Annotated in this window: 27 protein-coding genes and 1 tRNA gene; 11 read left to right on the plus strand and 17 right to left on the minus strand. The window is 37.2% G+C overall.

What is annotated here, in order from left to right; genetic code table 11:
• Nucleotides 1-295 precede the first annotated feature (295 nt).
• Complete coding sequence (locus tag M1F17_RS08640) at nucleotides 296-1,546, minus strand: mechanosensitive ion channel family protein (protein WP_094962319.1); 1,251 nt, start codon at nucleotides 1,544-1,546, stop codon at nucleotides 296-298.
• A 348-nt stretch (nucleotides 1,547-1,894) separates the two neighbouring features.
• Between M1F17_RS08640 and M1F17_RS08645 the strand changes: the two genes are divergently transcribed.
• Together M1F17_RS08645 and M1F17_RS08650 are read left to right on the plus strand one after the other, a co-directional pair.
• Nucleotides 1,895-2,419 (plus strand): anti-virulence regulator CigR family protein, encoded by a 525-nt coding sequence (locus tag M1F17_RS08645; protein WP_167732475.1) that lies wholly within the window; start codon nucleotides 1,895-1,897, stop codon nucleotides 2,417-2,419.
• 451 nt (nucleotides 2,420-2,870) lie between these two features.
• On the plus strand, nucleotides 2,871-3,713 hold the full coding sequence (locus tag M1F17_RS08650) for a D-amino-acid transaminase (RefSeq protein WP_094962321.1): 843 nt from the start codon (nucleotides 2,871-2,873) through the stop codon (nucleotides 3,711-3,713).
• Between the two features lie 20 nt (nucleotides 3,714-3,733).
• Here the strand turns inward: M1F17_RS08650 and M1F17_RS08655 are convergent, their stop codons facing one another.
• From M1F17_RS08655 to M1F17_RS08670, 4 genes are all read right to left on the minus strand, one after another.
• Nucleotides 3,734-4,309 (minus strand): cysteine hydrolase family protein, encoded by a 576-nt coding sequence (locus tag M1F17_RS08655; protein WP_094962322.1) that lies wholly within the window; start codon nucleotides 4,307-4,309, stop codon nucleotides 3,734-3,736.
• 95 nt (nucleotides 4,310-4,404) lie between these two features.
• Nucleotides 4,405-5,766, minus strand: a complete 1,362-nt coding sequence (locus M1F17_RS08660; protein WP_318837361.1) for a HAMP domain-containing sensor histidine kinase — start codon at nucleotides 5,764-5,766, stop codon at nucleotides 4,405-4,407.
• Complete coding sequence (locus M1F17_RS08665) at nucleotides 5,756-6,430, minus strand: response regulator (protein WP_004260024.1); 675 nt, start codon at nucleotides 6,428-6,430, stop codon at nucleotides 5,756-5,758. The genes M1F17_RS08660 and M1F17_RS08665 overlap by 11 nt, the downstream gene beginning before the upstream one ends.
• Nucleotides 6,431-7,061: 631 nt before the next feature.
• Nucleotides 7,062-7,322: a DinI-like family protein gene (locus tag M1F17_RS08670; RefSeq protein WP_004260032.1), complete on the minus strand. Its 261-nt coding sequence runs from the start codon at nucleotides 7,320-7,322 to the stop codon at nucleotides 7,062-7,064.
• Nucleotides 7,323-7,544: 222 nt separating this feature from the next.
• On the opposite strand from M1F17_RS08670, the gene M1F17_RS08675 reads away from it, so the two are divergent.
• A complete protein-coding gene (locus tag M1F17_RS08675; RefSeq protein ID WP_094962324.1) occupies nucleotides 7,545-8,078 on the plus strand; it encodes a GNAT family N-acetyltransferase in 534 nt (177 codons plus the stop codon).
• A gap of 18 nt (nucleotides 8,079-8,096) precedes the next feature.
• Here the strand turns inward: M1F17_RS08675 and M1F17_RS08680 are convergent, their stop codons facing one another.
• Complete coding sequence (locus M1F17_RS08680; protein WP_004260038.1) at nucleotides 8,097-8,516, minus strand: GNAT family N-acetyltransferase; 420 nt, start codon at nucleotides 8,514-8,516, stop codon at nucleotides 8,097-8,099.
• A gap of 293 nt (nucleotides 8,517-8,809) precedes the next feature.
• On the opposite strand from M1F17_RS08680, the gene M1F17_RS08685 reads away from it, so the two are divergent.
• Together M1F17_RS08685 and M1F17_RS08690 are read left to right on the plus strand one after the other, a co-directional pair.
• A complete protein-coding gene (locus tag M1F17_RS08685) occupies nucleotides 8,810-9,541 on the plus strand; it encodes a class I SAM-dependent methyltransferase (RefSeq protein ID WP_094962325.1) in 732 nt (243 codons plus the stop codon).
• Between the two features lie 212 nt (nucleotides 9,542-9,753).
• A complete protein-coding gene (locus M1F17_RS08690) occupies nucleotides 9,754-9,816 on the plus strand; it encodes a DUF4113 domain-containing protein (protein ID WP_231135993.1) in 63 nt (20 codons plus the stop codon).
• Nucleotides 9,817-9,901: 85 nt separating this feature from the next.
• On the opposite strand, the gene M1F17_RS08695 is transcribed toward M1F17_RS08690, so the two are convergent.
• From M1F17_RS08695 to M1F17_RS08705, 3 genes are all read right to left on the minus strand, one after another.
• Nucleotides 9,902-9,978 (minus strand) — tRNA-Pro (locus M1F17_RS08695).
• Nucleotides 9,979-10,051: 73 nt separating this feature from the next.
• Complete coding sequence (gene yejM, locus M1F17_RS08700) at nucleotides 10,052-11,767, minus strand: LPS biosynthesis-modulating metalloenzyme YejM (RefSeq protein ID WP_110591854.1); 1,716 nt, start codon at nucleotides 11,765-11,767, stop codon at nucleotides 10,052-10,054.
• A gap of 21 nt (nucleotides 11,768-11,788) precedes the next feature.
• A complete protein-coding gene (locus tag M1F17_RS08705) occupies nucleotides 11,789-12,016 on the minus strand; it encodes a YejL family protein (RefSeq protein WP_004911940.1) in 228 nt (75 codons plus the stop codon).
• Nucleotides 12,017-12,258: 242 nt separating this feature from the next.
• Between M1F17_RS08705 and yejK the strand changes: the two genes are divergently transcribed.
• On the plus strand, nucleotides 12,259-13,260 hold the full coding sequence (gene yejK / locus M1F17_RS08710) for a nucleoid-associated protein YejK (protein WP_004260056.1): 1,002 nt from the start codon (nucleotides 12,259-12,261) through the stop codon (nucleotides 13,258-13,260).
• A 97-nt stretch (nucleotides 13,261-13,357) separates the two neighbouring features.
• Here yejK and rplY read toward each other — a convergent pair whose 3' ends face one another.
• Nucleotides 13,358-13,639, minus strand: coding sequence for a 50S ribosomal protein L25 (gene rplY / locus M1F17_RS08715; RefSeq protein WP_004260060.1), 282 nt, complete (start codon nucleotides 13,637-13,639; stop codon nucleotides 13,358-13,360).
• 165 nt (nucleotides 13,640-13,804) lie between these two features.
• Complete coding sequence (locus M1F17_RS08720) at nucleotides 13,805-15,562, minus strand: DEAD/DEAH box helicase (RefSeq protein ID WP_094960407.1); 1,758 nt, start codon at nucleotides 15,560-15,562, stop codon at nucleotides 13,805-13,807.
• Between the two features lie 223 nt (nucleotides 15,563-15,785).
• Between M1F17_RS08720 and rsuA the strand changes: the two genes are divergently transcribed.
• The 3 genes from rsuA to M1F17_RS08735 all read left to right on the plus strand — a co-directional run bounded on the left by rsuA (nucleotide 15,786) and on the right by M1F17_RS08735 (nucleotide 18,667).
• Entirely contained in the window at nucleotides 15,786-16,493 is a 708-nt protein-coding gene (rsuA, locus tag M1F17_RS08725) for a 16S rRNA pseudouridine(516) synthase RsuA (RefSeq protein WP_094960408.1), read from the plus strand.
• A 75-nt stretch (nucleotides 16,494-16,568) separates the two neighbouring features.
• The gene (locus tag M1F17_RS08730) at nucleotides 16,569-17,696 is read left to right on the plus strand and encodes a Bcr/CflA family multidrug efflux MFS transporter (RefSeq protein ID WP_231665137.1); all 1,128 of its coding nucleotides are present in this window, start codon (nucleotides 16,569-16,571) and stop codon (nucleotides 17,694-17,696) included.
• 629 nt (nucleotides 17,697-18,325) lie between these two features.
• Nucleotides 18,326-18,667: a hypothetical protein gene (locus tag M1F17_RS08735; RefSeq protein WP_004260080.1), complete on the plus strand. Its 342-nt coding sequence runs from the start codon at nucleotides 18,326-18,328 to the stop codon at nucleotides 18,665-18,667.
• A gap of 260 nt (nucleotides 18,668-18,927) precedes the next feature.
• Here the strand turns inward: M1F17_RS08735 and mepS are convergent, their stop codons facing one another.
• Together mepS and M1F17_RS08745 are read right to left on the minus strand one after the other, a co-directional pair.
• Nucleotides 18,928-19,512 (minus strand): bifunctional murein DD-endopeptidase/murein LD-carboxypeptidase, encoded by a 585-nt coding sequence (gene mepS / locus M1F17_RS08740; protein ID WP_004253117.1) that lies wholly within the window; start codon nucleotides 19,510-19,512, stop codon nucleotides 18,928-18,930.
• 815 nt (nucleotides 19,513-20,327) lie between these two features.
• Nucleotides 20,328-20,927: a YrbL family protein gene (locus M1F17_RS08745; protein WP_094960616.1), complete on the minus strand. Its 600-nt coding sequence runs from the start codon at nucleotides 20,925-20,927 to the stop codon at nucleotides 20,328-20,330.
• Between the two features lie 336 nt (nucleotides 20,928-21,263).
• Here M1F17_RS08745 and M1F17_RS08750 point away from each other — a divergent pair, with 336 nt between their 5' ends.
• Complete coding sequence (locus tag M1F17_RS08750; RefSeq protein WP_004253122.1) at nucleotides 21,264-21,608, plus strand: hypothetical protein; 345 nt, start codon at nucleotides 21,264-21,266, stop codon at nucleotides 21,606-21,608.
• Nucleotides 21,609-21,744: 136 nt separating this feature from the next.
• Here M1F17_RS08750 and yeiP read toward each other — a convergent pair whose 3' ends face one another.
• The 3 genes from yeiP to M1F17_RS08765 all read right to left on the minus strand — a co-directional run bounded on the left by yeiP (nucleotide 21,745) and on the right by M1F17_RS08765 (nucleotide 24,314).
• A complete protein-coding gene (yeiP, locus tag M1F17_RS08755) occupies nucleotides 21,745-22,317 on the minus strand; it encodes an elongation factor P-like protein YeiP (protein WP_004253124.1) in 573 nt (190 codons plus the stop codon).
• Between the two features lie 153 nt (nucleotides 22,318-22,470).
• Nucleotides 22,471-23,715 carry a tryptophan permease gene (mtr, locus tag M1F17_RS08760; protein WP_144140207.1) on the minus strand — a complete coding sequence of 415 codons (1,245 nt, stop codon included), beginning with the start codon at nucleotides 23,713-23,715 and terminating at the stop codon, nucleotides 22,471-22,473.
• A 161-nt stretch (nucleotides 23,716-23,876) separates the two neighbouring features.
• Nucleotides 23,877-24,314 carry a nucleotide triphosphate diphosphatase NUDT15 gene (locus M1F17_RS08765; RefSeq protein WP_096863847.1) on the minus strand — a complete coding sequence of 146 codons (438 nt, stop codon included), beginning with the start codon at nucleotides 24,312-24,314 and terminating at the stop codon, nucleotides 23,877-23,879.
• A 164-nt stretch (nucleotides 24,315-24,478) separates the two neighbouring features.
• Here M1F17_RS08765 and fruK point away from each other — a divergent pair, with 164 nt between their 5' ends.
• Nucleotides 24,479-25,414: a 1-phosphofructokinase gene (gene fruK / locus M1F17_RS08770; RefSeq protein ID WP_094960617.1), complete on the plus strand. Its 936-nt coding sequence runs from the start codon at nucleotides 24,479-24,481 to the stop codon at nucleotides 25,412-25,414.
• Between the two features lie 63 nt (nucleotides 25,415-25,477).
• Here fruK and nfo read toward each other — a convergent pair whose 3' ends face one another.
• Nucleotides 25,478-26,323 (minus strand): deoxyribonuclease IV, encoded by an 846-nt coding sequence (gene nfo / locus M1F17_RS08775; RefSeq protein WP_036957604.1) that lies wholly within the window; start codon nucleotides 26,321-26,323, stop codon nucleotides 25,478-25,480.
• Nucleotides 26,324-26,371: the final 48 nt, after the last annotated feature.

The raw sequence follows: 26,371 nt of genomic DNA on the forward strand, positions 1-26,371 counted from the left end.
TTGCCTATATGTAAATAACAACATTACTTTCTTGTTTTATATGTTAAAAAAAGTTTCTGTTGAGTTACATGACTTACATCAATGTTATCCCTGATAAGATAAATGTATTTATTTAATTTATAAGGATTTTTTGTTCGCTATAACATAGGTTAGTTCTATTTCTATTAACTATCGAAGTGTTAATTATTATATAACGATTGGGTCAAAAGTAAGGAAAAAGAGGGATATCTCCCTCTTTGAAATACTACTTTAGGTGTGGATGGATAAGAAAAGTTAACTAATCACTTAGTATTAATTATTTTTCTGGGGAATAGCCTATCATCCTAACATCATTTCCGGTAGGTGATTGATGTACCATCAGATTAAATTGCGGAAGGATGGAAAAGATATGGTCAAAAATGTCTGACTGTATTCTTTCATACTCCACCCATACGGTTGTATTCGTAAACGCATATATTTCGATTGGGATACCATTTGAGTCAGATTCTAGCTGTCTGACCATAATCGTCATATTTTTGTGAATATTAGGGTGTGATTTTAAATAAGCTTCAATGTAAGCCCGGAAAGTCCCTATATTTGTCAGACGACGTTGATTTAAAGGGATCGCTTTATCATCAGGTAGGCTAGAATTAAAGACTTGAATCTCAGATATTTTTTGCTCGATATAGGGCTCAAGTAAATTTGCTTTAATACAGTACGCTATTTCTTCAGATGTTAAAAAATGCACACTGCTAGCATCTAAGCGGACACTACGCTTAATTCGGCGCCCACCAGACTCTGTCATTCCTTTCCAGTTTTTGAATGAATCAGAAATAAGTGCATAGGTAGGAATAGTGGTTACTGTGTTGTCCCAATTACGGACTTTTACCGTAGTTAAACCAATATCGACCACCGCGCCATCAGCACCGTATTTAGGCATTTCTAACCAATCGCCAATGTTAACCATGTTGTTGGCTGAAAGTTGTATACCAGCAACTAACCCCATGATAGGGTCTTTGAACACTAGCATCATGACCGCTGTCATTGCACCAAGACCGCTGAGAATAATCAGAGGCGATTTGCCTATTAATAGCGCAATGATCATGATGCCAATTAGAATTGTGGCAATCAGTTTAAGACTTTGAAATATTCCTCTAAGAGGTAAATGCGCGGTTTTAGCCGCACGTTGGAGTACACCCAGTATAATATCAAGAACAGAGTAAAGGGTTAGTAAGCCAAATAATAGGCACCAAGCCTGTGAGCCGACCTTTAGAACGGCTTGTGCAGTCGAGCCTGAATGTAACCATAGCGTAGCTTGGATATTGACAACAACACCTTGTATAACAAATGCAAAGCGATTAAAAAGATTATGTTGAGTTATTAAATGAATCCAAGTTCCTGCACTTTTTTGCCCGCGCTTTTCGAGTTGAGGAAGTAATATTTTATGCAGAATTAAGTGTAATACGCAGGCGACGATTAGAATTAAACCGAGCACCATAAGTAAAGAGGCGAGGTTAGCGTAATCTTGGTTGAACTGACGTACCCAGTCTAGCAGTTGCTGCTGCATGGTTTCTCCTTCTTGAGGGTGTTAGGAACAATGGTTTATAAAAATATTCGGTTTATAAAAATATTCGATAGTTTAAAGACCTTATCATATTCACAATGAAAATTCATGGCGAACAATATTAAACTCCGTCTTAATTCTTATTGTTAGTTCTAAGTATTGTGCAGTATATGAATGCAATATTAATGACAATAAAGGTCATTATAAAGGAGCGGGTTCGTTAATTTGATTAGTTATGTAACATTTACATAACATTACATGTGATAAGGATTTTCTGATTGTGAGTCTTCATAACTAAGCATAATGTTCTACAAACTTCCTAATGTTATATTAACTTTGCAGGAATTTATTATGAGCGTATTTAAAAAGCCGAATTGTTCTGTTTTTTTGCAGTATATCTTATTACCCGTTATTGCCTGCGCTCCATTTCTCGCTAATTCATCCCCTAATGGCAATCAAGGCCAAGGGAATGGTAAAGGAAATCAACAAATTCATGGAAACAAAGGAAATCAGAATAAAGATAAATCGAATAAAGGGGATGGTAATCAACAGCTAAAATATGCCAAAGCAAGCGAATATTACGATAAGAAACGAGGTTCTAATATTAGTTTTAATGTGAGTTTTGGTAATGTAAGGCCTTTGGCCATTGAATATGGTTTGACGGGTTATCAAGGGTTGCCGCCAGGCATTGCAAAGCAAGTTGGTCGGGGTAAACCGCTTCCTCCAGGTATTGCCAAAAAAGCGTTACCTTCAGCTTTTTTAGCTCAATTACCCATTTATGTTGGGTATGAATGGAAAATCAGTGGCCAAGATCTTGTCTTGGTTGCGATAGGAACAGCGATAGTCGCAGAAATTATTGAAAATGTTTTCGAATAAAAAAAACGACCTTGATTTCAAGGTCGTTGTGCAAAATAAATGCAATTAACGCTAATGATTAGGTAACTAAAAGGTCTGATTGACTAGAAAATGATTAACTTGCTTACATAAAACGTTTAGACAGTAATTCAACAACTTCTTGCACACTGCTGATAAATTCTTTGATGCTGTTCATCGATAACTCCAAATTAAAATGTGATCCAGATCACGTGAGAGCATTTTAGCCATTAACATGTTAATGTCAAGTTAATATTAAAAATAATTTTAAATATTAAATTATTTTTTAAAAAATGTCTGGCACTTGTTTTTGACTGCAAGTTGTTACCACAAGACATGCAAAAATCCATAAATGGGCACAAAAAGTGTGAAGAATTGAAAGGTAATTTTTATAATATGGTGTATGGTTAATTAGAGGTTAGGTAATGATTTGATTGATAAAGGAATATAACTCATGATTGCTTATGTGAACGGCCAGTTTTTACCTGAAGAAGACGCATCAGTATCTATTTTTGACCGTGGGTTTCTATTTGCGGATGCAGTATATGAAGTGACAGCAATAATTAACGGTAAGCTCGTTGACTTTGATCGTCATATGGCTCGTTTACAGCGTTCTTGTGCTGAATTACAGTTATCACTACCTTATGATTTAGCAGAATTAAAACAAATTCATCTTCAATTAGTTCAGAAAAATAATATCGAAGAAGGGCTTGTTTATCTTCAGTTGACTCGTGGTAATGCACACCAACGCAGCTTTTTATATCCTGATACAAAGACGAAGCCAACATTAGTCTTATTTGCACAAAAGACGCAGATTGTTGAAAATGAAAAATCAAAATATGGAATAAAAGTCGTCACTGTAGATGATATTCGTTGGCAGCGTTGTGATATTAAAACAGTTGCTTTATTAGCAGCTTCGATGGCAAAAGAATACGCTAAACAGCAAGGTGCAGACGACGCTATATTTGTTAAAAACGGCTATATTACAGAAGGAAGTTCCAGTAATTGTTTTATTATTAACCAACAAAACCAAATACAAACACGGGGGTTAAATAATGAAATATTGTCAGGTATTACTCGCCAAGCGATATTACAACTTGCTAGGGAACAACAAATAGACATTGTTGAAAAGCCATTTAGTATTGATGAAATGTTAGAAGCCAAGGAAGTCTTTATTACCTCGGCGACAACATTAGTTTGGCCAGTTATTATGGCGAATAACCAATTCATTGGGGAAGGTAAGCCGGGGAAACTAGCTATCCGGCTACGAGAGATATACTTGCAAAAATTAAAATAATCACATGAGATATCTAAATGTTATTTTAATTGAATAAATTCTTTAACTGAAGAAATGGTTACCATGCCATCCAATGCCTGAATACTTTGCTGGTGGAGTTCTGGCGTTGGAGCGGCACATAAATCCTCAAGTACTGTAACAAAATACCCTAAATCATGAGCCTGTCTCGCAGTGCTTTGAATGGCCTTTACGGTACTAACTCCGCCAATAAACAACTCGGTAATATCATTATCGGTAAGCCATTTATGGAAATGATTTCCTGCAAATGCAGAAACCCCTTTTTTAATCATTACTGGGTCACGAAATGCCACTTCAAGGTCATGAGCCCAATGACACCCAGTGCCACTTAATTTTAAGGCTCCAAGTTTTTTGGCTTGCTGAAACATAGGGGAACCAGCTGGCACATCGTGATAATTGTCTGAAAACCCAACCTTAACCCAAATCACTGGAATATGATGGTTTCTTGCATATTGTGCCGCTTGATTAGCTTTTTCAACAATTTTTCGCGAGCAAGTTTGCTGGTAACTTGAATTAGATAAGCCATTTTTACCAATTATCTCTTCAATGAGATCAATAATTACTAATGCTTTGGACATTATTGCCTCTTTTAGGTGTAAGTATATTAACGTATAACGGCGTATACTATCTGGAAAAAAGCGTGAATGCTGTTAACTCAATAACATAATTAGATTTAGGGTAAATCAATAATAAAACCAATACCTTGATTGTCTAATCCATCAGTAACTCTAATTACAGCACCGATTTTATTGGCTAAATTCTGGGCGATAGATAAACCTAAACCGCTTCCGGTTTCCATTGTTCCAGGTACTCGATAAAAGCGAGAAAATATAAGCTGGCGACTGTCTTCTGGAATTCCTCGGCCGTTATCTTGAACAGAAATAGTCCCACCAAATGGGGTAAGGTCTTTTAAAATGACCTTGATTTTCCCTTTTTCAGGGCAATATTTAATCGCATTTTCAAGCAGATTAGTAAAAATATTACTTAATGCGAGTTTATCTGTGAGGATATAAAAAGATTTTGGGCTTTGGAGTTCGACATCAATATCTTTGTTAATGGCGTAAGGTATGTGTGAAGATATTAAATGGCTGATTAATGCAGGCAGGTCAATTTGTTCTTTATTTAACAAGAAATCTTCAGTTTCTAAACGAGCTAAGTCAATTAATTGATGTGATAGAGAGGCCGCACGATTTAAAGTTTCTTGCATATCATTAATAATTTCGCCTTTTTCTTTTGGATTATCAATTTGCATTAACAAATGCAATTGAGCAATAACAGCCGCAATCGGCGTCCGTAATTCATGTGCGGCGTCTGCCATGAAGCGCTTTTCACGTTGATTCGCAGCATCAACACGAGACATAAGGTTATTTATTGCAGCAATAATAGGCCGAATTTCTTTATATTGCTCTTTTGTTTCTATAGGGGTTAAATTACCCGGCTGACGGCTGGAAATGAGTTTTGCTGATTGTCTTAAAGGCCGCAAACTAAAATAAGCGGTAATTAAAATTGCTAGCAACATAATACCTAAAATGAAAGCGAGGGGGATGGCTGTCCCTTCAGCTGGATTACCTAATAAGGATTTACGATCACTATAAGATTCAGCAATGACAACCTCAAAGGTTTTTTGATCATTCCATGCAGAAGTAAAGTGCCAGTCTTTATGTAATGCAGCGAGCTCAGAAACGGATTTAAGGGAGGGAACATGTAATTTGTCGCTGTTTCGGTAATAGACATTCCCTTGTTTATCTCTGACAACCATAAAAGGCCGATAACTAATATTATCGCCACTTTCCATTGCGCTAGAATAAAGTTCTTGTAGGTTATCGGCTATTTTATTGAAATATTGAGGTTTATCAGCAACCACATCAAGTGTTTTAGCAAACCCTTGAGTGACGATATTCTGTTGTGCATTTAACTCATCATGAATTGATGGCCAATAAAAAAACTGGAGCCAGCCAACTAATAATAACCAAAGAAAAATAACGGAACTGATTTGTAGCCCGAATGTATAAATAAAAAATGATTTAACTTTCACTTAGTGGCACTTCTTTTTTTAATAGATAACCAATGCCACGGATAGTAATTATACGGTCTTTACCTATCTTTCGGCGTAAATTATGAATATGAACCTCTAAAGAGTTACTTTCTACATCATCCAATCCGAATAGACGCTGCTCTAAATCCGTTTTTCTGACAACATTATCTGCATTTTTTATTAATTCATAGAGTAATAGGTATTCTTTCCCGGATAGCAGTAGCAATTGCTCATTAAGGGTTACTTGATGATTAAGTGGATTTAATTGCAGGTTACCCAATTGCCATATTTCAGATGAAAACCCAGCCATACGGCGACTAACGGCTTTCACTCGGGAAATAAGTTCAGGCATAGCAAATGGTTTTGTTAAAAAGTCATCAGCACCTGAATCTAAACTAGAAACTAAGTTATCCATTTGGTTTCTTGCCGTGAGAATGATTATTGGAATAGTTTCGCCCATATTACGCCAAGCTATGAGCTCGTCATGACCATCGCCATCAGGTAAGCCCAAATCTAAGAGCATTAGGTCAAAATTGCGAGATGCGAGTTGTAACTTTGCATCAGCAAGTAGCCTTACCCAACAAGGATTAAAACCTGCAAGCTCCAGCCCACGACATAGTGCTTTTCCCAATTGAAGATCATCTTCGACTAATAGGATATTCATATTATCACCTCTACTAGCCAGTATAAGCAGGCAGTGAGCGTCAGACAATATGAACAGTTCAAGTTTGAAGCGTATTTAAGCATATCTTAAGGTTGGTTTAACCCATCTTTAAGGTACAAAAAAATAGACTGTTTATTATCGTTTTATCATTCAAGCAATAAGAGCATTGATAATGAAACACGCATTTTATGAGGTGCCATTGTTTATAGTCGCAATCGCGCTTGCTTTAATCTTTATTGGAAAAGATTTTAATAATACGTCCACAGTTAGTTTATCACCCCTAAAACTAAATGAAATTTCTACTTGTGCAAATATTACTAACTGTATTTCGCAGGTTAGAACAACTAATGAAGAGAATGAAAAGTTGAATCCAGTGAAACAAATTAAAACCTTTCTTAGGCATAAAATCTATTAATTAAAAATGAGTAAAATTTAGATATAAGAAATTTAAAACAACTAGCTGCTTTAATAATCAGTGTGTTACCTTGCAGTTGTTCTCTGGTTGATGAAAGTACTTTTGTTGTTTGGAGGGGGGGAGTCAATATTGCGCCAGTTTATGAAGGTGTAAAAAGCCTCACGTATTAGTAAAAAAGGAATGTCATTGGGTAAAACATTCCTTTTAAGTATTTGGTTAATCCTCTGTTGTCTCTTCTGGGACCCAACCATCATCCATCCATATTTCTTCCAGTATTTCTTCAATACGAGTTTTATCCTCCGCTATTTTTGTTCCTGAAATATTAACGCGTTGTTGTGAGCTAAACCCAACCCGAGTTACCATATCAGGATATTGGTTCTGAAGTTTGCGTAAAATCTCAGTTTCAAGAGCTTGTAAAACCACTGAACTGGGTTTTTGCGGAGCGTTTTTATCAAATAATACTTCGATACGTAACATGATAGCCTCTAGTGAAGACTGTATTAATATACAGTATTTTTAGAGCTATTAGACAAAAAAGTCAATATAGAGCTGCAAATATTTTTATCAGTAAATTAAGTGAAAAAATAATATCAATATAAAACAAAAAGTTAATCTTATGAGCGCTTGATAAAATAATTGTCAGAAAATTAAAAATAGGTATTCTATAAAATATATTTGATTAAGGTGAGTTTCGATTAAATGTTACATGCTTTAAGAATTAAAAGTGAAGATAGCCAAGCGATAGCAATGATTAACCAGTTATATGACACCGCTTTTCCGTTATATGAACAAAGAAGCTATCAGGGAAGAAAGGCAATATTGAATCATAGCGATTATTATTTGCTCAATTTCAAAGAAAATGACATTTTCATTGGCTTTATTGGTTGTTGGAAAATCGAAGGTTATTATTATATTGAACATTTTGCCATTTCCCCCGTATTAAGAGGGCAAGGTTATGGGCAAAAGGTACTAAAACAGTTTTGTCATGATGTAGGCAAAGTGATTCTAGAAATAGATCCTATTATTGATGAAATCAGCCAAAAACGTTGGTCTTTTTATCAGCATTGTGGTTTTCAACAAAATGAATACGTCCATGCTCATCCAAGTTATTACCCAGAAAATAAGCCGCATGAGCTTAGGGTGCTAAGTTATCCAGAAGAGATTGCTCAAGAAACGTATCAGCAATTTAATCACATCTTACAAACAGTTGTGATGGATAAAACGCTATTATAATTCTTCATATCGATGGTGTTAATCAGGTATATAGCAATAGATAAGTTCGGGATCATTATCATCTAAATTTTCAATGTAGCCACTAGGAACAAAGCCAGCTTTTATTAAAAGCTGTTGAGTGGCTGTATTTGATTGATTTGTAGAAGTAAAAATCTTTTGGGGTTTACTCTGCATTTTTAGTTTATTAATTAAAATGAGGCCAAGGCCTTGTCGACGATGGTTTTTATTTACCATTAATAGCTCTATAAAGGCATGGGAATAGAAATGATAATGTAGAACGCCATAAGCCAATATTTCGTTGTTGGATTCCAGTACATAACATATTCCTTGCTCGCTCCATTGGGTAATGTCTTTATAGCGTTCTGCGGTCGCAATAGTATCTATGGAAAATATAGCATTTATATCAATTGGTGTTGCTACTCTAAAGTTAGTTTTCATTATTAATCAGTTATTTGTCAATGCTAAATGTATTAATTCAAAAATATTACAGTATAGGATGGTTTAAATAAAAGGTTAATATGAAAACTTAAAATAAGTTCATTACAATTATTGTTTTTTAACCTATTGAATTAAAGCAATTTTAATCTTATGGCAGTTAACTAAAAATCTACCATAAAGCTCGCTCTTTGCTATCATTGAGTCGTTGTTAATCTATACAGTGGTAATTCTTATCAAATTTAAGAAATATAGAATATGATTAGCCTAATTTTCTTATTATTGGGGAATAAACCATGTCTCAAAATATTTATGATGACCCTGATTTTTTTGCAGGATATGCAACATTGCCTCGCTCAGTCGAAGGGCTAAGTGGTGCACCAGAGTGGGATGCAATACAACGGTTATTACCAGATTTAAATGGGAAATCTATTATAGATTTAGGTTGTGGTTATGGCTGGTTTTGTCGGTGGGCAAGTGCTCAAGGGGCAACACAGGTAACAGGCGTTGACCTCTCAGAAAAAATGTTAACAAAGGCGATTTCAATGACAGATGATTCCGCTATAACATACTTACGTGCTGATATGGAAAAGTTGAGCTTACCTACTGAACAGTATGATTTGATCTATAGCTCGCTGGCTCTACATTATGTGGTCGATATTTATTCTCTATTAACTAAGTTATATCAAGCTCTAAATCAAGGTGGGAGGGTGATTTTTTCTGCAGAACATCCAATATACACCGCACCACTTATTCAAGAATGGTGTATAGATAAGTATGGTAATAAAGCCTGGCCGGTTAATCAGTACCAGCAAGAAGGCAATAGAATTAGCCATTGGTTTGCTGATGGTGTCGTAAAGCAACACAGAAAATTATCCACTTGGATTAACTTATTAATTTCTGCTGGGTTTGAAATAATTGAACTGGACGAGTGGGGGCCATCGTGCGAGCAAATTATAGAAAATCCGACATTAGATGAGGAAAAAGAGAGACCAATGATATTTATTATTAGTGCTCAAAAGCCATAATTAAAACCTTATGTTTTGGTAAAGTTTAATACACATCACAAGGCGATTTATTATGGTTCAATGAATCGTTAAAGACTGTTGTTGGCATAATGCACACAATGGCTTATGACTAGTTATTATGAGAAATATAGTCGTGGGTAGTAATTGACAGGTATGTGTAATGATTGTTTGTTAGTAAGAGTAGTAATAGCGGATATAAAATGAAAAGAGAAATGTTGTCACCTGCCTACACGACAAATTTTGATGAATTAGCAGTGGTTAAAGTTAGAAAATAAGTTGGATTTTTACCCGACTTTTGCCCACCTAAAATTTCATGCACAAAAAAACCAACCATAACAGGTTGGTTTTTCTATAAAAAGTTGGTCGGCATGATAGGATTTGAACCTACGACCCCCGACACCCCATGACGGTGCGCTACCAAGCTGCGCTACATGCCGAACTTTGATTAATACTACTCAATTTGCTTCTAAAAGCAATAGACTTATGATGCGACTGGTTGATATTTAAGCACTAATTTTCATTAAAACGCTTTAATTCAGTAAAGATTTTCAACAACTCAGCCAAATCAGGCTTTTCATTTCGCTCTATGGCACCTTGTTTATCATAGATATTAAACTGGCCATTTTGATCCATGTAGAGGGTGGCATTATCTGTGGTAATGACAACATCGTCGTTGTCACCCGTGATCACCCATGGGTAAGTACGTTTAACACTAAATAAATCTTCACCTTGGCTGTAATCATCAGGTGGATTACTGACATGTAATAAACGCTGCATCAGTGTTGTCATCACATCTTGATGGCTTGTTAGCTTATCTATCTGCTGTGCAGGTGTGTTTGGCCAATAAATAAACAGTGGTACCTGCATATTATCACGGTTGAAGCGTTTACCATCTAACCATTCGTTTTCTGCTTTTCCTTGGTTATTGTAATTTGCCGTCACAATAACAATGGTATTTTGCAAGCGATTATCACGCTGTAATGCGGCCATTACGCGATTGATTTGTTCATTCGTTTTTGCACTTCCAGGTGTTCCTTTAATATTCAGGAAAGAGAACCAAGGCGAGCCGTTCTTAAGGTTATCTAGCCAGTTATTCCACTGTGTAACGGTTAAGTTGTCATTATCTGCAGTTTTTGCAGGTAATGAGTAATCAGCTAAAATAGCTTGTCTGAATAATGGAGAATTAAAGCCATCTGTTGAGAATAAACCAAACTGATACCCTTGATGTTGTAAGGCTTCAATTAGCGCTGATGGATGGCGGCCATTGAGAATATTATCGAAATAAGTCGATGAAATACCATAGAATAGGCCAAATAGCGCAGTATCGTTACGTAGCCCAGCCGTGTAGTGATTCGTAAACTGCGTACTGATTTCTTTAAATTCGTTTAACGCCCCCATAGAATCTTGTTGAGATTTATTCCCTAGATCATCAATGACCAACAATAATAAGTTGTAATCAGCGCCTTGGTCATAATAACTTAAAGGTTTCAATGGGTAGTTTAATTTAAGTGCCGTTGGGCTACCTTGTTGGAATACACGATTTTGATGTTCGGTTAAGTCTAATAGGCCATACCTATCAAGTAGCTTGCGAGCTGTCATGGGTTGCGACAATGGATAATTGTAGCGTTGCATGGTGATAGGGCGATAAAAATTAGCATCGGCCCATGCATACATCAGGTGTGACATAATAAAAGTCACAATAAAAATAGCCGCCAGAGGTTTGCCGAATGTTTGGCGGTTTAAACTACGTAGTTTTTGCCAACTCCAAGTCGCAAATAACATTTCAACAAGAAAGATAATGGGAATACTGATAAACATCAGTTGCCACTCACGAGCCATTTCCCCCTTAGTTGGGTTGATGACCAAGTCCCAAACTTGCGGTGTTAAATGCAAACCGAATTGACTAAAAACACGGATATCAAAGATTAATAGTGTTATTCCTGCCGTTGCAAGGGCAACACAAAGTAGCCTCAGCAACCGCTGAGACATAACAATAAAGGTCAGTGGAAAAATAATTAGCAAGTAAGTCGCAAAGACCACAAAACTAAAGTGACCTAACCAACTGACGAAAGCATAAATTCGGCCAGTTAAGGTATCTGGCCAATCAAAAATAAACAGATAGCTGCTACTTAACACGAGGCTAAGCAGTATATTGAATAGTGCAAACCAGTGCCCCCAACCAATCATGTTAGAGACTTTGTCACGGTAGCGCAGGTGGGTGACCATACTGTTTATTTCATTAATCAATTAGTGTGATTGATCTTCTTTAACAGAAGAAAGTAATGCATTTGCGAATGATTCTGCAATCATTTTACGTTGCGCAGGCGCAACCGACGTATTCAGCAGATTCGTTACCATATTACCTAACACCATGAGGGAAAGGTCAACAGGGGTGTGATTTTTTTCTAACACACTCACGAGGTCAGAAAGTAAACCTTCAACTTTTTCATCACTATAGCGAGATGATTGTGGCATAAATTGAGACATCCTAAATTAATGAAAGCTACATATCATAGCGTATCACAGTTGGTTTTTCTTCTTTCTTCGCAACAAATTTTTGTTTAAATGGGAATAATGTTAATTCAGATTCGTAAAGTGCGTATTAGTTCAGCGCAATCAGGCTAAAAATAGAACAAATGATGGTTTCTGTTGCAGATGAATAATATCAATGTTTGAATACGCGCAACATTATTTTCGTTATAACGAAGGAGCCAACAATGAGTCTGGAAATTAACCAGATAGCTTTACACCAGCTAATTAAAAGAGATGAGCAGACACTAGAGGTGATGTTGCGGGATTCTTTATTGACAGCAGATGGTGTCGTACAAGACATGATGGCAGAATTGCACCGCGTCTATAGTGCTAAAAGTAAAGCATTTGGTGAATTTAACGAAGAAAGTGAACTTGCTGATGCGTTAAAGTTATTGCGTAAGGGCGAAGAAGAATTTTTAGGTTTCAGCCGTGCGATGACGGTTCGCTTGAAAGATGAATTAGCCAAATATCCTTTTGCGGAAGGGGGCGTGGTTCTCTTTTGTCAATACCGTTACCTCGCGGTCGAATACTTATTAATTGCGGTGCTCAATAGTTGTGACAGCATGTTTGTCACAGAATCATTGGACTTAGGCACGACACATTATTTAGATATTCCTCATGCAGATATTGTCGCACGTATTGATTTAACCGAATGGGAGACCAATCCTGAGTCAAAACGCTATTTAACTTTCTTAAAAGGTAGAGTAGGGCGGAAAGTTTCTGATTTCTTTATGGATTTTCTGGCTGCATCTGAAGGGTTAAACGCAAAAGTTCAGAATAAAGGCTTGGTTCAGGCACTTGATGATTTTTGTGACAATGCACAAATGGACAAAAATACGCGCCAAGCTTATCGCCAGCAAGTACATAGTTATTGCACAGAACAATTACAGTCTGGAGAGGAAATTGAGCTGCAGGCGTTGGCAAAAGAGCTGCCAATGGTTGAAGAACAAAGCTTTGACGATTTCGCTCGCCAAAATGATTATCAACTCGAAGAAAGTTTCCCTGCCGATAGAGGAACGTTAAAGCAATTAACGAAGTTTTCGGGGAGTGGTGGCGGGATCACGATTAGCTTTGATGCGATGCTCATGGGGGAGCGTATCTTTTGGGACCCTGTCACTGATACGTTAACCATTCGTGGCACACCACCTAATTTGCGTGATCAATTACAACGCCGTGGTACTAAATAGGTTGTGGTGTTGAAGAGGTAGAAATAAATAACGCCGCAATTGCGGCGTTATTTACTCGGCGTCCCGAAAATTTCTAAAGCTCGGCTGTGGGCTTTAATTAAGCGCGCAGGAAGTCAATGTGCGTCACTTTTGGCTTAAATGGGTGACGTTGAACAGCCTGAACTTTTACTTTTGTTTCTTTACCATCGATAACCAGATTCAGAACTTCGTAAAATTCTGCTTTGCTTTCTTGGTTGATGATTTCATCGTGGTTAAGAGTTACAGAGATAGCTTCTTGGTTGCCACCGTAAACGATAGCTGGAAGCTGGTTATCTCTGCGCAGGCGGCGGCTCGCACCCTTACCCTGCTCTTTACGTTCAATTGCATTGATAGTTAACATTACTATTTCTCTATAAAAAGAAAATATAAATTCCTGCTACAGGCGACCCAGCAGCAGGTTCGAGATTTGGCCTAGGATAATCCATTCAGAGAACAAGATATCGGAAGGCGGGCGGCATTTTAACGAAAAATCGGCCATCCAGCAATCATTATGATCATTTTCGCGTTATGACAGGGGAGCAGCAACGCGAAAACGCCCTTGATAATCGAAGATTTTCTCTCGAATTTCCCAAAAGCGTTCTTTTTTGCGCGCGACAATAAATTGGGGATATCGTAATAAAGATTGTTGCACTAATATATCATTTGCATTATTCCACTTAAACGGAACACCTGGGGCACGCTGATGCTCACGTAAAAAACGATATTCGAACACGCGTTTTTGTGCGGGTGTGGCTAGGCGAAAACGTTCTGAAACACAGGTTCCATCTTCATCATAATAATTGATTTTAATCCATTCACCTTTGTTATCACTCCCTGTAATGAATTGCATACCACCACAACGAATAATTAACGCATCTTTGAGTTTTAAGGCGGCTTTTAGCATATCGTCAGGGTCGGTAAGCACTTCTTGGCATTTTTGACAGCGACGAGCCGCTATATCATTTTCTGCACCACAGTGTGGACATTGTTTAAAGCGAAAACGAAATTCACATTGTTTTTTCTGCTTATTTTCATCTTCTTCCCAGCCTTGGCAGCGCCGGCCGTAATGTTCAATAATTTGCCCATCAGAGGTACATTTTCCCCAAAAAATATTCGCAAATTGGCATAATGGGCAAAAAACTTGCACAGGCACACTGGTTGAATTTGGTTGACTTGACCCCACTTCAGGCCGAAATAAATCGTGTGGATTACCTGCGTAATCTAAGATTAAACAGCGTGTTTTTCCCTCATAAAGGCGTAATCCTCGGCCAACAATTTGTTGGTATAAGCTGACTGACTCTGTTGGCCGCAAAATAGCAATCACGTCGACATGAGGTGCATCAAACCCTGTTGTTAATACTGAAACGTTAACGAGATAATGTAATTCTTTATTTTTAAATTGCTTAATAATTGCTTGCCTATCAATTGCTGGGGTTTCAGCCGTCACTAATGCCGCACTATTCTTCGGTAGATAACTCAGAATTTCTTTGGCATGCTCGACCGTCGCAGCAAAGATCATGCAGCCTTGTAACGGTGTTGCATATTCAATAACTTGCTCAATAATTTTAGGCGTAATGCGTTGTTGTTTTTTTAATGACAAATTAAGTTCTTGTTCGTTAAAAATACCCGATGATGTTAGTGAAACTTGGCTAAAATCATATTGTAAAACAGGCATGTCTAAGCGTTCAGGTGGAACTAAGAATTTGTTTTTAATCATATAGTGTAGGGGGAGTTCATAAATACACTCTCGGAAAAAACAATTTTCATCACCACGTACCATGCCATGGTAATGGTATTGGTAAATCCAGCCACTGTTGAGGCGGTAAGGGGTGGCTGTTAATCCTAAAATACGTAATGAAGGGTTATTAGCTTGTAAAACTTGAATAATTTGTTGGTATTGGCTCTTATCATTCAAACTTATACGGTGACACTCATCAATAATTACTAGGGAAAAATGTGCGTCAAATGCCTTAAGATTGCGAGCAACAGATTGCACACTACCGAAAACCACTTTGCTTTGAGATTCTTTGCGGTTCAGGCCAGCGGCAAATATATCGGCTTGTAGGCCATATGCGAGGTACTTAGCATGGTTCTGCTCAACTAATTCTTTCACATGGGCTAATACCAACACTCGCCCGCGAGCAAGCCGAGCCAATTCGGCAATCACTAAGCTTTTACCTGCTCCTGTTGGTAAGACAATCACGGCAGGGGCAGTCTGCTTGCGGAAATAATCAACCGTCGCATTGACAGCTTCTTGTTGGTAAGGGCGTAATACAAAAGGCATATTATTCAGTATTATGTAATTAAATCAGGTGAATGACGTTAAATTTAATTTAAAACGATGACTCTGTCTAAAGATGTAAGTTGCTGCGGTGAAACTATCACTTCACAGGGGTTATTGTTATAATGAATTATGTGATAGCAATCACAACAACCTTTCACTCTATATTCTGACAGTTGAGCGTTATTGTACGCTTCGCTGGCATTCCATCAAGTTAAGAGAATCTATGCGACTGGATAAATTTTTGTCCCAGCAATTAGGGATAAGCCGAAGTTTGGTAGCGCGAGAATTGCGCGCAGGGCTCGTAACGGTTGATGATGAAATCGTTAAGTCAGGGGCCTTTCAAGTTACGATTGATCATGAAGTCGCTTATGATGGTAATGTCCTCGTGCAAGTTACTGGGCCGCGTTATTTTATGTTACATAAGCCACAAGGCTATATTTGCTCAACAGATGACCCAACACATCCAACAATTCTTTTTTTTATTGATGAGCCTCTCGCACAAAAACTGCATTCAGCAGGGCGTTTAGATATCGACACAACGGGTCTTGTCTTATTAACTGATGATGGTCAGTGGTCACATCGCATTACTTCACCGAAGCATCATTGTGAAAAAACATACCGAGTTCAATTGAGTGACGATATCGCCAATGATGTTGCCGAGCAGTTTGCTCAGGGCGTTATGCTTAACGGGGAAAAACACCTAACTAAACCAGCAAAACTGGAAATTATCAGCCCTAGAGATGTCAGGTTGACGATTAGTGAAGGGCGTTATCATCAAGTGAAACGCATGTTTGCTGCGGTGGGGAACCATGTTTGTGGGTTACATCGTGAACGCGTTGGTGAAATTTGGCTCGATGAGACTCTTGAGCCCGGAGAATACCGTCCACTGACGGAAGAAGAGATCAACAGTATTAACGTACCACGTAAATAAATAGCAGGAGTTTAAAGAGTGCAACAGCAGCGTTCATCCTATTTGGGGCTGATACTAATTCTAGGTTTATTATCGATGTTAATGCCGTTGGCCATCGACATGTACCTGCCAAGCTTTCCGACGATGATGCATTATTTTAATGTAGATGAAGGGCGCATTCAAATGACGCTCAATAGCTACATTTTTGGTTTTGCTATAGGGCAATTATTTTATGGGCCGATGGCAGATAGCATTGGTCGTAAACCTGTTATCTTGGGTGGAGTCGTTGTTTTTGCAATTGCTTCAGCGGCTTGTGCTATCACTGAATCGATTGACTCACTGATTTGGTTGCGTTTTTTACATGGTTTTGCCGCGGCAGCTGCAAGTGTTGTGATTAATGCACTTATGCGGGATATGTTTACCCGTGATGAATTCTCAAGAAGTATGTCTTTTGTTGTCTTAGTGATGACAATCGCACCGTTATTAGCCCCTATTTTAGGGGGAGAGCTAATGCGCTGGTTCTCATGGCATGCAATTTTTTGGAGTATCGCTATTGCTGCGGTTATCGCTGTTATTTTAGTGAGCTGTTTTGTGCGGGAAACACTCCCCGTTGCCAAAAGGCAAAAATTTCATGTTGGAACAACATTAAGGCAATTTGCGACTTTATTTAGAGCAAAACAAGTATTGTTCTATATATTAGCGAGCTCATTTTCCTTTGCAGGGATGTTTTCGTTCTTAAATGCAGGCGCTTTTGTGTATATCGATTTAAATGGGGTATCTCCACAGAATTTCGGCTACTATTTTGGTATCAATATCATCTTCCTGTTTATTATGACGACCATTAATAGCCGTTATGTAAGGCATTTCGGCGCGGAGAAAATGCTTTACTTTGGTATTATTATCCAATTTGTGATGGGCGTGTGGTTGCTTGTTACAACGGCATTTGCATTAGATTTTTGGACATTGGTTATCGGTGTTGCAATCTATGTTAGTGGAATAGCGATGATCACTTCTAACGCAATGGCAGTGATCTTGGATAATTATCCACATATTGCAGGAACCGTTTCTTCATTGGCAGGAACAATAAGGTTTTCAATTGGCGCACTCGTTGGAACTTTGTTATCACTAATACCTGCTCAGAGCGCATGGCCAATGGTCGGCTCTATGGTTGCTTGCGTGGCGCTCTCGATGTTATTTGTTTTACTAGCCAAAAAAACAAAATAAATCATATGTTTTCAAGTTTCATGGATGAAACTGAGAACACTCAATTCTCTTCTTCATTATTTATAACGGACTAATCAAAGTTTGTTCTAGTTACTTTCCCATATAATTCATTTATCTATTAGAGATAAAAGTGATTGCTCGATAAAATCGAGTGATAACGCAGTGGTATTAATGATCTTTAGTGAAAAATGATCTAAATCAATTATCATTACAGCCGAATTTGTTAAATTTATGTTTTGTGATTTGATATGCATTGCAACATTATTCATTAATAAAAATTTGGATTTACTTCAAAAATAAACTGTTCTTTACTATTTTCTTTTCACAAATGTAAAAAAAAGTTAAGTGTTTTATGCAAGATGTTAGGATGTAGCGATCAAAATTAGTTTATATTTTAATATATTTGCTATTAAAATGAATATGCAATGATTTATGTCACAAAAATTTAACGACATTTTGTTTTTTTAATGTTATATTTAAGATTCGATATTTAACATTCATGTTACTTTTTGGATAACTTAAAGTTCGGTTTGAACGATGAATGAGTGGCTTAAGCCTATGTTAGGTCAAGTAAGAAATTAAATATCAATACTTGGCAAAATACTAAAATGTATCAATAGGATATCTTTGTGGAAAAATTAGGTCTTTCGGTGGTGCACAGGCTACCGCAAAGCTACCGCTGGTTATCAGGCAAAATAGGTACGGATGTTGAAGTTGTTCCTATGAATGATGCCGATAGCGATAAGCTTGTGGGGCTGAAATTACTTAGCCATGACTGTGCGACAGATTGTATTGCAATGCAACAATTGTCTGAATCATTATCAGATATGCAGATTGCCAACGCGATCTTAGAGTGGCAAAAAGAAATTTGCCTATTTATTCATGCTAATGATGAGTTGGCAGCTATGTGCCGTTTAAAAGCCTCTGGCGTTGCTATTGCAGAACTTTCTTCTGGTTTTTATAGTGCTTAGTTTTGAGTATATTTAATATTTTATTAGTTGTTATAGTGGCTTGATTATTTATTATTATTTTAGTTACAGGTTTTATTCGGTTACGTGTTTAAAGCTTGTTTTTGAATGAGTATTATCGCGAGGTGGGCTTGGTGTTTTAGTTGTTTTTTATCTAAAAATCAAATAGCTATCACTAAGTTTAGTCAAAAAATTCCCAATAAAAAAGCTTCCATCAAATGGAAGCTTTTTTATTGGGAAGGGATATAGGATATTATAAAAACTTATGAGCCATTAATAATGCGCCTGCTGGCATAATATCTTTTGCTCCAGTATGAGTTAGTCATTTCAGAAACGATAACACCACTACTGGTTGATGCATGGACAAATTTTTGGTCACCAATATAAATGCCAACATGCTTCATAGTACGGCCTGTTTTAAATAAAACAATATCACCGACTTTTAGATTATTACGTTTTACGCTTTTGCCGGAGGATTCTTGTTCAGAGGTCGTACGAGGGAGTTCAACACCAAATTGTTCAAGAAATGTTCTCTGTACGAAACTTGAGCAATCAACACCTTTCTTTGTTGTGCCACCAAGACGATAAGCTACGCCTTTCCAGCTTGCGTATTGATCCATTATTTTAGATTTGGTATCAACACTTTGTACTAACTCTTCGAATTCATCTTGAGATGCCATCGTCAGCGAGTCACCCGCAGAACCATTTAGCATACGAGTATCTGATTTAGCAGTATATTGTGTGTTTTTAGCTGACTTTGGGTTGGTACATGCTGTGAGCGTTACGGCGATTGCAATTGCCGGAACAATGCGCCAAGCATAGCGCTTAAGTTTTTCAGAGGTTAGCATTCTTATATATATCCCTTACCATTTTTCTTTTTAGTACTTTATTGTGTAAAAAGACACAAAAAAACTAAACTTATCCCTGTGAAAAACGCATTATAGATGGCAAAACTGTGTTTTTCGCAGAAAGTGTTTATCGTAGTACCACTAAACTTCGAGTGTACTAGTCATATTTAGTGACTTATTGAGTATAGGAGATATATCAATATTTACTAAATTTACTAAGACATTCTTTACATTTTTTTGTTTAGAAGATTCAGCATCGTAGTAGTACCAAATCAAACCTTTAAGAGCATACATAAACAAAAGCAAAATGGCGAGTTAATAGGGGTGAAATTTACAAAACATTAGATAAAAGTGCCTATTTGCCATTGGTTTATGTGACAATTGTCTACAATGAAGGATATTACTTATAAAGATGGTATTTTTAACTAGTAAAATATGAACTAAATCACACTTTTCTATGTGTTATTTCAGTGAATTTGCATAATTAAGGAGTTTTCAAACTAGAAGTGTAAAGAAGTTTAAGTTTTTATTTAGAGGGAGTGTGTTTGTACTCAAATAAACAGCTTAATTTTTGTTAAGAAAGTCCATTAGAATAAAAAACGCTCAGAAAATAATTTAAAAAATAAAAGCACTGTATGTATATCAGTATTTTTTGGTTGTATTTATTAGCAATTCTCCACAATATTAATATCGACTAGTGAGTAGCATTCTACCATAACCATTCATAACCAATGTATTGTTAGAGCAACTCTAATAATACGTCAATATAACTAGATATTTAATGGTGACAGCAAAATAGGGGGCGAGGAATGTGTCTATATCTTAAGATTATAGTCACGATAAAGTCGTTGTTCGAAATCAGCAAACCGGCGATTTAGGGTGGAACGAGCAATTCTAGTTGAGAAATAATCAATGGGGATTAGGTTAGATGAGCCAAGGTTATCTATAATAATAAATTGACCATAAGGTTTATAGCCTAGTTGATAAACGATGTTATAAGTTTTGAGCGCCATCGTGGTAATAGCCTCTTTGTATATGTTCTTTTTAAATTGCTCATAAGCAATTTTCATGTTTCTTTTATGTTTCAAAAAAACTTGTTTATTTTTTAGATAATAATCTAAAGTATTTGAAACATTTCCTGTCTTATCTTTGATTAATTGGAATACGTACCCTAGCCCCCGATCAGTTTGCTGGGTGCCATAGTAATGAGAAATCGTTTTTACGGTAAGATTCCTTTTATACAAGCGTTTATAATAGCGAACCTCTCTTAATGTTTCTTTATCATCTCGCCCACTTAAATGAACTTTTACGCATAGGTGATTATACTCAGGATGCTGATAACAAGCACGTTGCCTGCCTGATGCGATCAAGTTTTCAGAAGGTAATAAAATTTTTTTATCTAAGTTCATATTCATGATAATAAACACTTTTTTTAACAAGTTTAAGGTGTTTGATATATAGATATACCTAAAATGGCATAGCGACGATTTTTATAAATTAATTGACCAATGCTAATAGATTATATTTATAAAGTGTTGCATTTTGTGTGGTTAATTAAGTGTGAGGCAAGTCATATATTTTGTTTTGATAAATAATAAAACAAAAAATAAAAAACTACGGCTATAAATGAAATTATTAATATCCCTTTGGAATTAGTATGTCGTCCTCAGGCAATTCAGCCAAATAAATACTTTAACTGTAAATAAATTACAGGAAGTGACGATAACATAATTTTAAACGGGAATTTCGTTATGAATAGCTCAGTAAAAAAAATGGTAATGGCTTTTTTAGCAGTAACAGCATTGAACTCAAGCTTTTCAGTATTTGCATCTGAAAACAGTGAGGTAAAACGCAGCAATACAGGCGTTATTCGATTTACTGGAGCTATTGTAGCAGCGCCTTGTATTGTCGAAGCCAATGCGAATAAAGTAGAAACCAAATGCTGGAATGATAGTGGTAAATTGGAAACCGCATCTGCAGATATTCGTAAACTAAAGAATCAAGAAATGTTGCTTCCGAATCAAAAAGGTACTCAACAATTCAACTGGATTAATAAAGATAAAACCCTAGGTATTTACACAATAAAATACGATTAATTTTGAGACGAACACAAATTGAATATAGCAAACTAAGATGAGAAGGTATGCAATGTTTAATTTTAATGACATATGCCTATGAACAATAAATTCATAGGCATATAAAGGCTTATTTCTTTCAAATCAAAAGCAGAAATTAATCACAACGGCCCATATAACGACGCTCAGCGATATGAATACGAATTTTTTCACCGGTTGTTAAATATTCAGGAACTTGAACTGTTAACCCTGTAGCCATCGTTGCAGGCTTAGTTCGTGCGCTAGCCGAAGCCCCTTTAATTGCTGGGGTTGTCTCAATAATGACCATATCAACCGTTTGCGGTAACTCTAAAGCAAGAACTTGCCCATCCATTGTTAACACTTGCATTCCTGGTAACCCTTCTTCAGGAATGAAAAGTAATTCTTCTTCAATATCGGCTTTTTTGAAAAGGTAGGGAGTATAGTCTTCATTGTCCATAAAGACATATTCATCACCATCAATATAAGAAAAGCTCACTCCACGACGGGTTAGGGAAATTGTTTCTAAAATATCATCGCCTTTGAAACGCTCTTCAACTTTCTGGCCCGTTTTGATATCAGTAAAGCGCATTTTATATAATGTACTCGCTCCACGAGCACTAGGTGCTTGAATATCAATGTCTTTTACAAGTAATAATTTGCCATTGTAGTTAATTGCTAAACCACGTTTGATTTCGTTGGCCTTGGCCATAAATAACCTTCTTTAGGGTTGTCAAAAAGAGTGCGACAAAATTACTCGCAGATAAAGAATTAGGCAAGATGCTGAAGTCAATTTTCAGTGAAAAATTTTTAGGTGACATATCAGTGTGGATATAACCAGAGGGCGATATCCACACTGAAAGGGTTAATAAATAGGTAGTAAGCCAGATAGTGACAATAAATGAGCAACCGCATTAATTAATCCAAAGAGGATCACAAAGCCAATAATAAAGCTCCCACCTGGTGCTTTGTAGCTGTTGTTAGGGTAACGTTTACGACTTGCTTTCGCCATCAGCGCAGGGACAATGACTGCCCAAATAGTAGCTGCCAACCCTGCAAAACCAATCGCATAAATAAACCCATTAGGAAAAATCAGTGCGAGTATTGTTGGTGGTAAAAAAGTGACTAAGACAGATTTAAGGCGCCCAAATTTGCTATCTGCAAATTTGAAAAAATCAGCAATAAAATCAAATAACCCTAAAGACACGCCTAAGAAAGAACTCGCTAGAGCCATATAAGAAAACAGGTTCAAAAATTGAGATATAAAGCTGCTCTGGGTAGAAATATTCATTTGAGCCAGTAATGCATCAATATTGTTGCCATTTTCTCTGATTTCAATAAATGACGTTCTTGGAATATTTCCTTGGATCGCATACTGCCACAAAATATAGATAACAACGGTAATGGTAGCCCCATAAACTAGGCTCTTAACAACACTACGGCTATCTTTATTATAATATTTAACTAATCCAGGAACATTACCGTGATAACCAAATGAGGTTAATAAATAGGGTAATGCGGCTAAGGCATAAGGAAGATATTGGCTTTCACCATGCTCAGTTTGGTTGAATAGGATAGCTGGTGATGCGGTTGAAATCATTCCACCGATTGACATAATAAAGGTGATGACCATCCCGCCAATTAAAATGGTACTTAACCTATCGACAGCACGAGTAGAAAGCCACACAAAAAAAGCCACAATAAATGCAAAAATAAAGCCTGCACCCGCTTGTGGTATTTGTATTTTTTCTGACAAATTCGCGGTGATGATAGAGCTTCCTGCAGAAATATAGGCATAAGTAAGAATATAAAGCACAAAAGTAACGGATAAACTGTTAATAGAATTCCATGTCGTGCCTAATAAGTCTTTGACCATAGTATGGAAACTGGCGCCAGCTGGGTAATTCATATTGGCTTCTAAAATCATTAACCCAGAAAGTAACATGCAAATAAAGGTATAAATTAACAGTATGACAGAGCCTGTGAACCATACGCCGGAGGTCACCATAGGAATTGAAAACATACCCGCACCCACCGCAGTACCGGCAATGATCATCGCACCTCCTAATATAGAAGGATTTTTTTGTTGTGTTGTTCCATCAATAGCCATGGTGGCTCCTAAATATATCGTTTCACTGTACTAGCTAAATGATACGGTAAGTGCGCAGTATTGTAAATATAGTAAATAGAATAAAATAGGGAAAAATGAGTAATTAGAAAGGGATGGATGATAAACGTACAAAAAGAGGATATTTGTACGTTTACACTTGATTAGGCTTTGTGGTGATAGAAACGTTGTGTAAGCCAGAGGTCAACAGCATTGCGGCTAGCTTCAAAATGAGGCTCTGGGAGCTTATCAGGTGAAACCCACATTAAGTTTTCACATTTATCTGCTTCCATAATTCGAGGTTCAACCTCACCGTTATATTCTACATGCATACAAATAGAAACGGTATGTTTACCTTCTTGTTGATAAGTCTGTAAATTATTGCTGATACCAAAAACAGTCGGAGCTTGGATATCAATACCAATTTCTTCTTTTATTTCGCGAATGGCACAATCTTCAAAGGACTCACCAGGGTCCACATGTCCCCCGAAAATGGACCAATAGGGCGCATGTTTACTACTGCGTTTGCCCATCAAAATTTGTCCCTGTTTATTAGTGATTAGAACACCAACACCGGCGACGACATGAGTATGCTGAGACATATATTCTCCTTATTATTTTATTTTTCAGCGCGCTGATCCTGACATAATCTTGTAGAAAAACAAGCAGGAAAAAGTACAAATATCACTGAAAACAATATGCTTTAATGTTATAACTATAATTAAATTTAAAGACACGATAATCATGATAAGGGAGATTAGTGGTTATGACTCGCCGGGTTGCTACAATTACATTAAATCCTGCTTACGACCTTGTGGGCTTATGCTCTACTATCGAAGTTGGTGAAGTCAATTTAGTCAAAACCGCTAGCCTCAACGCGGGTGGTAAAGGTGTCAATGTCGCAAAAGTGCTCCGTGACTTAGGTATTGATATCACTGTTAGTGGTTTTATGGGAAAGGATAACCAAGAAGAGTTTCAACATTTTTTCAGTGAAAATGGCATGGCGAACCGTTTTAGTATGGTGCCAGGGCGTACACGGATTAACGTGAAACTCACGGAAAATAATGGGGAGTCAACGGATTTCAACTTTTCAGGCTTTGAGGTCAGTAAAGACGATTGGAACCGTTTCTCCACAGAGTCACTTAATTGGTTAGGCCATTTCGATATGGTCGTTGTCAGCGGAAGTTTACCAAGTGGTATTGACCCAGAAGAATTCACTCGTTGGATGACTCGCCTTCGCCAATTATGTCCATGTATTATTTTCGATAGTAGCCGAGAAGCCTTAAAGGCAGGTTTGAAAGCGTCACCATGGCTAGTAAAACCTAATCGTCATGAGTTAGAAAGTTGGGTTGGCCGAAAACTGCCAGATTTACAAGATGTTGTAGCCGCAGCGCATGAGTTAAGAGACAAAGGAATTTCTCATGTTGTTATTTCATTAGGAGAAGAAGGGGCTCTGTGGGTTAATGCTTCGGGTTCTTGGCTGGCGAAACCGCCACATTGTGAAGTGATAAGCACGGTTGGGGCTGGTGACTCGATGGTAGCAGGGCTAGCTTATGGGTTACTCAATGGTGAGTCCAGCGAGCATACGTTACGTATGGCGACCGCAATTTCTGCACTATCCGTTTCTCAGCCAGATGTCGGTTTAAAAAATAGAAACAAATTAGCGGATATGATGGCAAAAATTGAAATGAAATCGTTATAGTTAATGAATTTCAAACAACCCCCACATGATAATGCGGGGGTTGTTATATTAGAAAGCCAATAATTAGCTACTTTGCTGTGCTTTCAACCATGCAATTTCTTGCGGCCAAATATCGGGATTAATGGTTTCTAAAATCAAGGGGATACCATCGAAACGGCTATCTTGCATAATATACGTGAATGGAACAAAACCAATATTCCCTTCACCTAAACTATGGTGGCGGTCAACACGACTGGCAAATTCACTTTTAGCATCATTAAGGTGCATTCCCTTTAGAAACTCAAAACCAACAATATCTGCAAATTGGCTAAATGTGTTGTCACAATCTTCGGCTGTGCGTAAGTCATAACCTGCGGCAAATGCGTGGCAAGTATCAATACAAACGCCTACACGGCTTTTATCTTTCACCCGTTCAATAATTTTTGCAAGATGCGTAAAGTCAAAGCCTAAGTTAGTGCCTTGTCCCGCCGTGTTTTCAATTACAGCGGTCACGCCTTCGGTCTCAGCAAGCGCAATATTAATAGATTCAGCAATGCGAGCTAAACAATCGTCAATCTCAATTTTCTTTAAATGACTACCGGGGTGAAAGTTAAGTAAATCAATACCTAATTGTTCACAACGCTGCATTTCATCGATAAAAGCGACACGAGATTTCTCTAGAGCCTCAAATTCGGGGTGACCTAAATTGATCAAATAGCTGTCATGAGGAAGGATTTGGTGTTTACCGTACCCATATTTTTTGCAGTTATCTTTAAATTTCTTAATTACGTCTTCGCTTAGTGGCGCAGCTTTCCATTGGCGCTGATTTTTTGTGAACAACGCAAAAGCGGTTGCATTGATTTCATGTGCGCGAATAACAGCTTGGTCAACCCCACCAGAGGCGCTGACATGTGCTCCAATATATTTCATTTTTGACTCCTTTTTGTTGGAGTATGCCATTAATAAGCAAATAAATGA

It is taken from the genome of Providencia sp. PROV073 (assembly GCF_033688125.1).
GTDB classification, from domain to species: domain Bacteria; phylum Pseudomonadota; class Gammaproteobacteria; order Enterobacterales; family Enterobacteriaceae; genus Providencia; species Providencia hangzhouensis.

Bases quoted from the DNA above. Each gene is read 5' to 3' on its own strand.
- M1F17_RS08640 (WP_094962319.1), bottom strand. From the start codon at position 1,546: ATGCAGCAGCAACTGCTAGACTGGGTACGTCAGTTCAACCAAGATTAC.
- M1F17_RS08645 (WP_167732475.1), top strand. From the start codon at position 1,895: ATGAGCGTATTTAAAAAGCCGAATTGTTCTGTTTTTTTGCAGTATATC.
- M1F17_RS08650 (WP_094962321.1), top strand. From the start codon at position 2,871: ATGATTGCTTATGTGAACGGCCAGTTTTTACCTGAAGAAGACGCATCA.
- M1F17_RS08655 (WP_094962322.1), bottom strand. From the start codon at position 4,309: ATGTCCAAAGCATTAGTAATTATTGATCTCATTGAAGAGATAATTGGT.
- M1F17_RS08665 (WP_004260024.1), bottom strand. From the start codon at position 6,430: ATGAATATCCTATTAGTCGAAGATGATCTTCAATTGGGAAAAGCACTA.
- M1F17_RS08670 (WP_004260032.1), bottom strand. From the start codon at position 7,322: ATGTTACGTATCGAAGTATTATTTGATAAAAACGCTCCGCAAAAACCC.
- M1F17_RS08675 (WP_094962324.1), top strand. From the start codon at position 7,545: ATGTTACATGCTTTAAGAATTAAAAGTGAAGATAGCCAAGCGATAGCA.
- M1F17_RS08680 (WP_004260038.1), bottom strand. From the start codon at position 8,516: ATGAAAACTAACTTTAGAGTAGCAACACCAATTGATATAAATGCTATA.
- M1F17_RS08685 (WP_094962325.1), top strand. From the start codon at position 8,810: ATGTCTCAAAATATTTATGATGACCCTGATTTTTTTGCAGGATATGCA.
- yejM (WP_110591854.1), bottom strand. From the start codon at position 11,767: ATGGTCACCCACCTGCGCTACCGTGACAAAGTCTCTAACATGATTGGT.
- M1F17_RS08705 (WP_004911940.1), bottom strand. From the start codon at position 12,016: ATGCCACAATCATCTCGCTATAGTGATGAAAAAGTTGAAGGTTTACTT.
- yejK (WP_004260056.1), top strand. From the start codon at position 12,259: ATGAGTCTGGAAATTAACCAGATAGCTTTACACCAGCTAATTAAAAGA.
- rplY (WP_004260060.1), bottom strand. From the start codon at position 13,639: ATGTTAACTATCAATGCAATTGAACGTAAAGAGCAGGGTAAGGGTGCG.
- M1F17_RS08720 (WP_094960407.1), bottom strand. From the start codon at position 15,562: ATGCCTTTTGTATTACGCCCTTACCAACAAGAAGCTGTCAATGCGACG.
- rsuA (WP_094960408.1), top strand. From the start codon at position 15,786: ATGCGACTGGATAAATTTTTGTCCCAGCAATTAGGGATAAGCCGAAGT.
- M1F17_RS08730 (WP_231665137.1), top strand. From the start codon at position 16,569: ATGTTAATGCCGTTGGCCATCGACATGTACCTGCCAAGCTTTCCGACG.
- mepS (WP_004253117.1), bottom strand. From the start codon at position 19,512: ATGCTAACCTCTGAAAAACTTAAGCGCTATGCTTGGCGCATTGTTCCG.
- M1F17_RS08745 (WP_094960616.1), bottom strand. From the start codon at position 20,927: ATGAATATGAACTTAGATAAAAAAATTTTATTACCTTCTGAAAACTTG.
- M1F17_RS08750 (WP_004253122.1), top strand. From the start codon at position 21,264: ATGAATAGCTCAGTAAAAAAAATGGTAATGGCTTTTTTAGCAGTAACA.
- yeiP (WP_004253124.1), bottom strand. From the start codon at position 22,317: ATGGCCAAGGCCAACGAAATCAAACGTGGTTTAGCAATTAACTACAAT.
- mtr (WP_144140207.1), bottom strand. From the start codon at position 23,715: ATGGCTATTGATGGAACAACACAACAAAAAAATCCTTCTATATTAGGA.
- M1F17_RS08765 (WP_096863847.1), bottom strand. From the start codon at position 24,314: ATGTCTCAGCATACTCATGTCGTCGCCGGTGTTGGTGTTCTAATCACT.
- fruK (WP_094960617.1), top strand. From the start codon at position 24,479: ATGACTCGCCGGGTTGCTACAATTACATTAAATCCTGCTTACGACCTT.
- nfo (WP_036957604.1), bottom strand. From the start codon at position 26,323: ATGAAATATATTGGAGCACATGTCAGCGCCTCTGGTGGGGTTGACCAA.